Origin of the sequence: Streptomyces sp. NPDC048211 (assembly GCF_043202315.1) — a bacterium.
GTDB lineage: Bacteria > Actinomycetota > Actinomycetes > Streptomycetales > Streptomycetaceae > Streptomyces.
The window spans coordinates 599343-609160 of the sequence record NZ_JBIDAD010000005.1; the positions used below are offsets into that span (position 1 = coordinate 599343).

Here is a 9818-nt window from a genome sequence, read left to right on the forward strand (position 1 = left end):
GCCGCCCGCGGTCAGGGGGAGGGGGAATCCGTGCCGTACCGGAGGCCGTTGACGACCAGCATGATCATGCGCTGTGTGTAGCCCTGGTCGTCGGGTGAGACGAGGTCGCTCACGGCACGCAGCAGATCGTACGGGGGGATGTCGGCCCGGATCCCGCCGGACGCGGCCGCACTGTCCAGCAGCTCCGTCACGGCGGGAAGGAATCGCTGCTGGAAGTAGGCGGGCAGGCTTTCGTAGGCGGGGTCGCCGGAGTGCAGGGCGGCCTTGAGGCCGCGCTTGGCCGCGACGAACTGCGCGAAGCGCTGCAGCCATCGGGTGAGGGCCTCGATCGGCTCGTACTGCTCCGCGAGGGCAGGGGCGGCCTCGGTGCAGGCGTCGACCTCGTGGCGGAAGACGGCGGTGATGAGGTCGGAACGCTGCGGGAAGTGGCGGTAGAGGGTGCCGGCCCCCACGCCCGCCCGCGCGGTGATCCTCCGCACGGGGGCGTCCACGCCGTCCGAAGCGAAGACCTCGGCGGCCGCGGTCAGCAGGGCGTCCAGATTGCGTTGGACGTCGGGCCGCACGCGACGGGCGACCGGCTCCTCGACGGCACGATCAGGCATGGAATGTCTTCCCTTTTGCACTCCGGAACGATGTTCCGTATTGTGATTGCTGAACGGTGTTCCGCTTTCATTCTAGCCGGACCCGTGACCGGCAGCCCACGGAGGAGGAGAGCCATGCACAACCGCACGGCCGGCCCGGCCGGCCCGTACGTCCCCGGCGTCACCGCCGACCCGGGGACCGGCTTCGACAACCTGGCCGCGACCTGCCTCTCGTCCGCACGGTGACCGGCTGACGTCGACGCCCCACCACCGGCCGCAACGCCACCTGACCCCGCACCACCCGGAGCCTGCGGACGCGGCCTCCGGACGCGGATCCGTGCTGCGGGAACGACGCAGCGCGGCTCCGTTCACCCTTCTTGAGTTCCGAACTGAGTCCCGAAGTGGGTACCCCCATGTCCGATACAGTCCTGTCCGCCGGGAAAGTCGACACCGGCCCCGACCCGAAGCGCTGGAGAGCGCTGATCTTCATAGCCCTGGCGCAGTTGATGGTCGTACTCGACGCGACCATCGTGAACATCGCGCTGCCCTCCGCCCAGCAGGACCTCGGGATCTCCGACGGCAACCGGCAGTGGGTCATCACCGCGTACGCCCTGGCCTTCGGCGGTCTCCTGCTCTTCGGCGGCCGGATCGCCGACCTCTGGGGCCGGAAGCGGACCTTCCTCGTCGGCCTGACCGGCTTCGCCACCGCCTCCGTCATCGGCGGTGCCGCCCAGGGCGAGGCCATGATGCTCGGCGCCCGTGCGCTGCAGGGCGTCTTCGGCGCGCTGCTCGCACCTGCCGCGCTCTCGCTGCTCGCGGTGACATTCACCGAGGCCAGGGAGCGCGCCAAGGCGTTCGGTATCTACGGTGCGATCGCAGGTGGCGGCGGTGCCGTTGGCTTCATTCTCGGCGGCACCCTGACCGAGTACCTGAACTGGCGCTGGACCTTCTTCGTCAACGTCCCCTTCGCGATCGTCGCGGCTCTGGGTGCGTACTTCGTGATCCGTGAGCCGGCCGGCGGCCGTAACCGCTCGCCGCTCGACATCCCCGGCGTCCTGCTCTCCAGCCTCGGTCTGGTCGCCCTGGTGTACGGCTTCACCCGCGCCGAGTCGGCCGGCTGGTCCGACTCGCTGACGATCGGCACGTTCGTCGCCTCCGCGGTGCTGCTCGCCGCGTTCCTCGTCACCGAGACCAAGGTCAAGGCGCCGCTGCTGCCGCTGCGCGTGCCGGCCAACCGCAACCGCGGCGGTGTCTACCTCTCGCTCGGCCTCGCGGTCATCGCGATGTTCGGCACCTTCCTGTTCCTCACCTACTACCTGCAGATCGTGCAGGGCTACTCGCCGATCAGGACCGGCCTGGCCTTCCTGCCGATGGTCGCCGGCATGATCACGGGCTCCACCCAGATCGGCGCCCGGCTGATGACGAGGGTTCCCCCGCGACTGCTCATGGGCCCGGGCTTCCTGACCGCCGCGGCCGGAATGCTCTTCCTGACCCAGATGGACATCGGCAGCTCGTACGCCGGTCTGGTGCTGCCGGGACTGCTGCTGCTCGGCCTCGGGATGGGTACGGCGTTCATGCCCGCGATGTCGCTCGCCACCCACGGCGTGGAGCCGCGCGACGCCGGCGTCGCCTCCGCGATGGTCAACACCTCGCAGCAGGTGGGCGGCGCCATCGGCACCGCGCTCCTGAACACCATCGCCGCCTCTGCCACGACCGCCTACCTGGCCGCGCACGCCGCGGATGCGACCACTCCGGCCGCACGGCAACTGGTCCAGGCACGTGCCATGGTCGACGGCTACTCCAGCGCCACCTGGTGGGCGGTCGGCATCCTGGTGCTCGCCGCGGGGATCGCGCTGACCATGATCACTGCCGGTCACCAGGGTGGCCCCACGGCTGCCTCACACGCTTCGGACGGCGACGGCATCGAGGACGAGGTGCGGCTCCCGGTCGCCGCACACTGAACCAGCTGACGGCTCCTCGGGATTCACCTTGCCGGAAGGCCGCGGTCAGCTTGCTGACCGCGGCCTTCCGGCTACGTCTGCGGCTACGTCTGCGGCGGCGGCCTGAGAGCGGCGTACGTGCCCGCGGCGCCCGCCAGCAGCATGACGCAGCCGGCAAAGACCAGCCCGGCATCGCGCAGGCCGAGCCACGTGGCCAAGGCGCCGACCCCGACCACCGGAACCGAGATCCCGGTGTACGCGACGACGAAGAAGGCCGAAATGGTGCCGCCCCGGTGTATGGCAGGTGCGGCGTCACTGACCAGCGTGAGTGCGGCTCGAAAGGACAGACCCTGGCCCATGCCGCCGAACAGCGCACCGAGGACGAGCAGCGGCAGGGACTCCGCGATCAGTGACGACGCCACCAGCAGCAGGCCGACGACGAGCGCGCCGCATCCGAGGGGGAGCGCCGGGCGCGAGCCGATCCGGCGGGTCAGCGACTGCCCGGCGGTCGAGGCCAGAAAGACGGAGAACACGACGGCTCCGGTCACGGCCAGGTTGTCCACGCCCAGCGTCTGCGTCGCGAAGCTCGGCGCGACCGCTGTGAACAGCCCGAGCAGGGCGAAGCCGGCGAAGGCGGCCAGAGAGGCGCGTGCGAACACACCCTTCACCTCGGCCGGCACGGCGATGCCCTGAGGCGATGGCCGCGGCCATCGCTCGGGTCGGGGCACAGTCTCCGGCAGACACCAGGTGATCCCGCATGCCACGGTCACCAGACCCAGGTGAACCCAGAAGGGCAGCATCAGCGGCCACGGCGAGTACTCGGCCAGAAAGCCGGAGAGCAGAGGCCCGCAGCCCAGCCCTCCCATGTTCGCGGCCGTGGCGGCGAATCCGGCCCGCGCCTTCTGCCCGGGGCGGGCGAGTTCCAGGACCGCGGCCGTCGCCGCCCCGCTCAGCAGGCCGGCCGCTCCGCCGGACAGGAGGCGGCCGGCGAAAAGCAGCGGCAGCCCGCTCTCCAATAGGAAGCACCCCGCGCTCGCTGCCGACAGCGCCATGGCGCACAGGAGCACGGGTCTGCGTCCGACCCTGTCGGAGTAGTTGCCCACCAGCATCAGCACGGTGATCACCGACAGGGCATAGGCGGCGAACACCACAGTCACCATCAGCTCGGAGAAGCCGATCTGTTGCTGATAGAGCCCGTACAAGGGAGTGGGCAACGTGGTTCCGGCCATACCGATGGCGAACACCACCGCCGCCGCCAGATAGCCGGGCCGCCGTCCGCCGCCTGTCTTCACCGCGCCCTTACCAACGATCACCCACGTCACCTTACGATCGGCCACCCTCGTCCAAGGTGCTCGGCGCGGGACGACGTGGGGCGAGTCGTGGCCGGCCGGGAGGAGAGGGTGCGGACACCGGGTGCCCCTGCAGGCGCCGCTGCGCGTGTCCGCACCCGCCCGAGCGGGCACGGCGCGGCGGACGATTCCGGCAGAACATTCAGCGACCGCTCCCCAGGGCGCGGAGCAGCATCGGCAGTGAGGAGTGCAACTCACGCTGCCAGTAGGCCCAGCTGTGGGTTCCGGGTCCGTAGAAGTGAGTGGTCACGTGCCGTGCGCCCTGCCGTTCGAGTTCGTCGGCAAGGGCCTGGTTCTGCCTGTTGAAGTCGGCTTCGAGTGTGCTCGTGCCACCGGGCGGGTCCAGGGGGCCGGTGGTGCCGTCACCGCAGGACAGATAGACGGGGATCGACTTGAGACGCTTGGCCAGGTGGAACGGGTCGTGGGCCGCCCAGACATCGCGTTGCGTCACGGGGTCGCCCCAGACCCTCAGCGGGTCGTTGCCCTGACCTGCGAAGAACCCCATGATGCGGTTCACCGACTCGTCGTTGAGCAGGGGGTGTACGGAGCCGGAGTACGCCGCGGCTGCCTTGAACATCCCGGGGTGCCGGGCGGCGTACAGCAGGGCGCCCTGTCCGCCCATCGAGAGACCCGCCACGACACGATTGCTGCTCGCTCCCCAGCCGCGTTCGAGGAGGAGACGCAACTCCTTGGTGTGGAAGGTCTCCCAGGCCGGGTCATCGCCCCGCCCGTAGTTCCACCAGTCGCTGTACCAGCCGTTCCAGCCGGCCTCGGGCATGACCACGAGGACGTTGCGCAGGCTCTCGGTCCGCGCGACGTCGGTCTGAGCGGTCCACGACGTGTAGTCCCCGCAGCAGCCGTGCAGCAGCCACAGGGTGGGCCAGCGCCGGCTCCGGTCGTCCGGGTCCCAGCCATCGGGCGTGAGGAGACGCACGTTCACCGTCCGGCCGCCGAGGGCCGGTGAACGGACGGACAGGTCGACCTGCCGCTCGGCGACCTGGGTGACCGCGACGACCTCGGCACCCCGGGACGACGCGAGCCCACCCGTGGCCACGGGCGGCGACGCTGCCGAGGCGGCGGCCGGAGCCGCCGGGATCGACACCAAGGTGAACAGCAGCGCGGCAACGACGAACAGGAGGCGGTTTCGTCGGACGGTGATGGCGGTCATGGCGACTCCTGGCAGTGAGTGGTCGCGGGCTGGGGCGTTCTCGCGCCGGGACGGTCAGTTCCGGCCGGGCAGTATCAGCAGTGCGTCCCCGACGGGGCGTTCACCGGCCGCGTCCGACGGTGCGTTGATCACTTCTCCGTCGACCGCCATGGTGGTGGACCCGCCGCCGTCGAGGTTGACCGCCTCCCTCAGGCCGAGTGCCCGGGCGACGGCGGCGCTCTCGGGAATGCTCAGCCCGAGCGCGGCTGTACTGCGGCCGTCGGCCGTCACCAGTACGGTTCTGCCGGCGGCGTCCACCCCGGCCAGCGTGCGGGGGTTACGTTTGTGCACCCAGCCGTAGTAGAAACTGGCGTTGCCGGGCTGCACCATTCCGTCGGTCGCAGGCGTGACGTGCAGCTTTCCGTCACGGACCAGCTCGGGGCCTCCATTGAGGATGCTGGTCGCCGGTGATGTGGAGACCTTGCGGCCGCTGCCGTCCCGCAACGTCCGCTCGACACGCAGGGGCCGGCCGACCTGTGCAAGGGCGGTCAGCTCGGCGACACGGCTGCCGGTGGCCTGTACGGAACTGCCGCCGGCCGGCAGCGTTCCGCCGCGCGGCGAGCGCAGCTCCACCACCCGGCCGCGACTGTCCAGTACGGCTTCGAGACCCCCGCCGTCCGGCGTCCGACGGCCGTACTCAGGCGTGAAGGCGACAAGCTCGTCCTCGTCGGTGCAGGTCGTGTCGTGCAGGGGGAGCGAGGTCGGAGTGTCGTCGTCGGTGCCTCCGCAGTTCCTGATCAGGCCCGGAACCCGGTCGATGCCGTCCAGGGGTTGCGACGCGTGACGGCCGACGACGCGCGCCGTCCAGGTGAGCCGGTCGACCCGGCTGTGCCGGCCGTCGTCGCGGATCACCAGGCCGGGGCGACCGTTCACCGGTTCGCTCAGCAGCCGGCCGTCGTAGACGCCGACGCCGGCCGGATCGCCCGGTGCTCCGGCTTTCGGGTCAAGGACGAAGAACCCGGCGTTGACCCCCGCGGTCGCGCCTGCCGCGGCCACGAGTTCGCTGGTCGTCTCGCGGTTCTCCAGATCAGGACCGTACGAGGCCTTGAGAGCGCCGTGGAACCGGTCCGGGTCGATGGTGAGCACGTCGATCCGCCACGGGCCACGGTCTGCGGGGTCGCCGTCCCAGCCGGTGTACACGGCGGATCCGGCGTACCCGGCCTTCTTCAGCCGAGTGAGCTCGGCCGACGCGGCCGACTGCGAGCCGAACCGTCCGATCCGGACCCGCCAGCCGAGCGAGCCGCCGGCGTAGTCGGCGACGGCCGGAGTCATGACCTGCTCCGCCCGGGCATCGAAGCCGGCCCCCTGCGTCTCGACAGTGAGCTCGTCGGCGCTCGCCCGGTCCTTCAGCGCGGTCGGTGGCGCGTCGGGGTCCGGAGAGGTGGCTCCGCCGGGTATGGCGACCTCGACCGTCCACGCAAGTGCCGGGGCGTCGGCGCCGCGCACGATCCGCGTGAGCGTGACACCGGGCTGCAGCGTCCGCGTACTGCGGGTCTCGGTGAGACCGACGGCACCCAGCGGCAGAGCTCGCGTCGGCCCCGGACGCGGTTCGGACGACGCCGGTGCCGGTACGCCACCCACCACGGCCAACAGGGCCAGGACGGTGGAAGCGCCGAGGACCTTGCTGTTCATGTATCCCCCTGGGAGTGATCCGCCCAGCAAAGGTGCGTGTTCCGACGCCGTCAGTCAAGACGTGTGCACGTCAATGACGATCATTGCGGAGGGAACGGGTGCCGTGGGGGCGGCGGCCGAGGGCCCGGCGCGACGGAGCCGAGAGGTGTCGTCCGCTGCGCTCCTGGAGGGACGTCGGCATCAACGGGCGCGCGACAGGGAGGGCCGGAACAACTGCGCGGCGGAGTCGAGCGGGGTGTGGTCGAGCGCGCCGAGTTCATCAGGTACCCGGTTATCGGGATACCGGGCACGGTTGCCGAGAACAGTGCCGAGAGGACCGTTTCGGTGAGGGTGAGGGTGAGGGTGAGGGTGAGGGTGAGGGGTGCCGGGTGTCGATAGTCGCTATGGCGACGCTCATCCGCCAGCGGCACGGCATCGAGCCCGCCCGGCAGCCTCCAACCGGAGTTCTGTGCCCCGCGGGTGACGGCTCATGACGATTGCGCCGACAAGCACGGCCTGCATGAGCCGTCGCCCGGCGTTACTGAGCGGACGTCGCAGGCGCGGTGGGGGAGGAAGCGTCGGCGGTGGTGTAGTAGACCGACCGGCCCTGCTTGGAGCGTGTCAGCAGACCACGGGCAACGCCCTGTTCCAGGCTGTTACGCACAACCGTCTGCTGCACCTTGCGCTGCGGGTGGGCCTCCGTCAGAGCGGTGGAAACCTCCGCTGCCGACTTCGGACCGCTGTGTTCGGCCAGGTAGCCCTCGATCAGTGCGACCCAGGTCTCTTCGACTGCCCCCTTGGCCGGGGCGGCCTTCCCCGCGGACTTCTCCGCACGCGCCTTTGACGCGTTGTTCCTGCGGGTCGTCTTCCCCTGTCCCGTCGCGCTCGTCCCGCGGCGCGCTGCCGGAACGGCGGCCTTCTTCTTGTTCTTGCCGCGTCCCGGTTCGGGCTGTCCGACCCCGGCGAGTACATCCTGCATCTTCACCAAGACCTGCTGGCTCTCCTCCAGTTGGAGGAGCTCGCCCTGCAGTCGGGCCAGTTCGGTACGCACTCGTTCCTGCTCGTTCGTGTTGGCCGCGAGGTCCTCAGTGACCTTCTGCGCGTAACCCGCGGTCACTCCGACTGCTGAACCGATCTCGGACATGAGGTCCTCATCTTTCGTTGTGCGAATGGAGGGTGAGTCCCCGATGCTACTCACATACACCGGTGGGAAACCCCCGGCGAATTCCGGTACGAGGGGATGCCGCCCTGCACGAAGGCTCCTCCTGGCGAGCAATGCGGGTGCGGGAGTGCGGCGTGACCCGAGCGGATTCGGGGTGCTCCCACGGGCACTGGTTGGAACCGAAGAGATGCCGAACCATCGGGGTGGTTCGGTCTGCAACGGTATCTGGACCTCCGGGCCGAGGAGGGTGCGTCCGTCGAAATGAAGCCGGACAGTCACCTCGCACGCACTGGTGAGGTCGAGGAGCCGGTGGGGGTGGGGAGCCTCGACGGACGGTGGCCCGCAGGCAGCCGCTGGTGCTGCTGCGCCAAGGTTGCACCAGGTGTGCGCGGTTGCCCGCAGTGCTCGACATGGTGGGTAACCAAACATCCACGGGCCTCGAACGGGGAAGCCTGTCACCCTTTGCGGATCACCCGGAACTTTGCGGGGCCACCCGGACAATCAGCCGGAGCACCTCCTCCGCCTCCGCCGGCGGTTCCTCGCCCAGGTGATTCTGGGAGAGTTCACGGGCAGCGATGTCTCCGACTCGTCGATCAGTTCGGCGGTGCCGCGGACGCCGTGTACCGATACGGGTTTGCGGTATCGAAGACTGTGAGGCTGATGCCTGGACCCCGTGAGAGATGCCGCGCCTTCAGGCGCCCGGCGCAGGAACCTTCACGCCGGCAGGCGGCATTCGAGGGACTGATCGGCAGGACAGGCATGATGGGCCGGACCGCGGGACGATCCGGGCGGGCCGAACTCGGATGTTGAATAATGCAGTTGACGTCCGAGCTGCTGTCGGCCCTGCTCGACAGGAACTGCTGGACCATCGGCGAGGGAGCGGGGAACGCACGCTCTCGCCGGCAGGCACGGGTGTGCCAGAACGCCGCCTGCTCATGGCGGAGAGGCGTAGCCGTAGACACCTGGGTAAATCCCACCCGATGGTTGCCGCTCCGATGGCGTCGGGCCGCTGGGTCTGCGCCTCGATCCTCATCGGCTTCTTCACTCTGAAGAGTTCACTGATGGGTGCGGTCCGGTTGTCGTCCAGTCGGGTGTCACCCCGTTGGCATGCTGATCGGCCCGATGCAAGCCGACGACGGCTCTGCCGCCTGGCCGATAATGCCGCTGTGGAACCAAACAGTCGGATCATCGTGGCTCTGGATTTCGACAACCGTCGAGCGGCGGAAGAAGTCGTCGACCGGCTCGGTGAGGAGTGCCGCTTTTACAAGGTCGGGATGGAGTTGCTCACTGCGGCCGACCCGGACCTCATCGAGCACCTTGTACCCAAGGGCAAGGAGGTCTTCCTGGACCTCAAGCTTTCGAGATCCCGAACTCCGCGGCCGGAGCGGTCCGCGCGGCTGGTGCCTTGGGTGCTTCCATGGTGACCGTCCACAGCATGGGCGGCACCGGCATCATGTCCGCGGCCGTGGCAGCCGCCAGGGACTTTCCACGCCTCCGTGTGCTGGCGCTGACCGTCGTCACCAGCATGACGAACGCCGATCTCGCGGACATCGGCATCACCGGCCCGGCCTCGACGGAGGAGCAGGTGCTGCGGCTGGCCCGGCTGGCGGAGGGCGCCGGTTGCCATGGCGTGATCGCATCACCGCAGGAAGCCGGGGCGCTCCGTGGAGTGCTGGGAGCGAGCACCCTGATCGGTCACGCCGGGAGTGACGCTTCGGGGTGAGTTGGCTGTGACTTCGCCGGCGAACCTGCGAGGGACCGCCAGTTCTTGAGGTGCCCGATGCCGTGCTCGACGCGAATACGGAGTGAGGAGTGGGCCTTGCGCTGGCGTTGTGCCTCTCCGTGTACCACTTGGGCGGGTTCTTCCAATCTAAGACGATGTCTCAGTTGGTGCGGACGTGTGGTGACCGGGCAGGATCCATCTGCATGGCAGACCCAGAGGTTCAGCGCGTCAACGACATTGCACTC

The 9818-nt window shown here is 69.4% G+C and carries 8 protein-coding genes; 3 read left to right on the forward strand and 5 right to left on the reverse strand.

Going from position 1 to position 9818, the window contains the following annotated elements; genetic code table 11:
• Nucleotides 1-11: 11 nt before the first annotated feature.
• Nucleotides 12-602: a TetR/AcrR family transcriptional regulator gene (locus ACGFZA_RS22245; RefSeq protein ID WP_393681318.1), complete on the reverse strand. Its 591-nt coding sequence runs from the start codon at nt 600-602 to the stop codon at nt 12-14.
• Nucleotides 603-994: 392 nt separating this feature from the next.
• Between ACGFZA_RS22245 and ACGFZA_RS22250 the strand changes: the two genes are divergently transcribed.
• On the forward strand, nt 995-2542 hold the full coding sequence (locus tag ACGFZA_RS22250; protein ID WP_393681320.1) for an MFS transporter: 1548 nt from the start codon (nt 995-997) through the stop codon (nt 2540-2542).
• A gap of 83 nt (nt 2543-2625) precedes the next feature.
• Here ACGFZA_RS22250 and ACGFZA_RS22255 read toward each other — a convergent pair whose 3' ends face one another.
• From ACGFZA_RS22255 to ACGFZA_RS22270, 4 genes are all read right to left on the reverse strand, one after another.
• Nucleotides 2626-3831 (reverse strand): MFS transporter, encoded by a 1206-nt coding sequence (locus ACGFZA_RS22255; protein ID WP_393681367.1) that lies wholly within the window; start codon nt 3829-3831, stop codon nt 2626-2628.
• A 181-nt stretch (nt 3832-4012) separates the two neighbouring features.
• The gene (locus ACGFZA_RS22260) at nt 4013-5038 is read right to left on the reverse strand and encodes an alpha/beta hydrolase (RefSeq protein ID WP_393681322.1); all 1026 of its coding nucleotides are present in this window, start codon (nt 5036-5038) and stop codon (nt 4013-4015) included.
• A 54-nt stretch (nt 5039-5092) separates the two neighbouring features.
• Complete coding sequence (locus ACGFZA_RS22265; protein WP_393681324.1) at nt 5093-6709, reverse strand: phosphodiester glycosidase family protein; 1617 nt, start codon at nt 6707-6709, stop codon at nt 5093-5095.
• Nucleotides 6710-7226: 517 nt separating this feature from the next.
• Nucleotides 7227-7832, reverse strand: coding sequence for a hypothetical protein (locus ACGFZA_RS22270; protein WP_393681326.1), 606 nt, complete (start codon nt 7830-7832; stop codon nt 7227-7229).
• A 998-nt stretch (nt 7833-8830) separates the two neighbouring features.
• Here ACGFZA_RS22270 and ACGFZA_RS22275 point away from each other — a divergent pair.
• Together ACGFZA_RS22275 and ACGFZA_RS22280 are read left to right on the forward strand one after the other, a co-directional pair.
• Nucleotides 8831-9274: an orotidine 5'-phosphate decarboxylase / HUMPS family protein gene (locus tag ACGFZA_RS22275; RefSeq protein WP_393681328.1), complete on the forward strand. Its 444-nt coding sequence runs from the start codon at nt 8831-8833 to the stop codon at nt 9272-9274.
• Nucleotides 9268-9573 (forward strand): orotidine 5'-phosphate decarboxylase / HUMPS family protein, encoded by a 306-nt coding sequence (locus ACGFZA_RS22280; protein ID WP_393681330.1) that lies wholly within the window; start codon nt 9268-9270, stop codon nt 9571-9573. Before ACGFZA_RS22275 ends, ACGFZA_RS22280 begins: the two co-directional genes overlap by 7 nt.
• Nucleotides 9574-9818 lie beyond the last annotated feature (245 nt).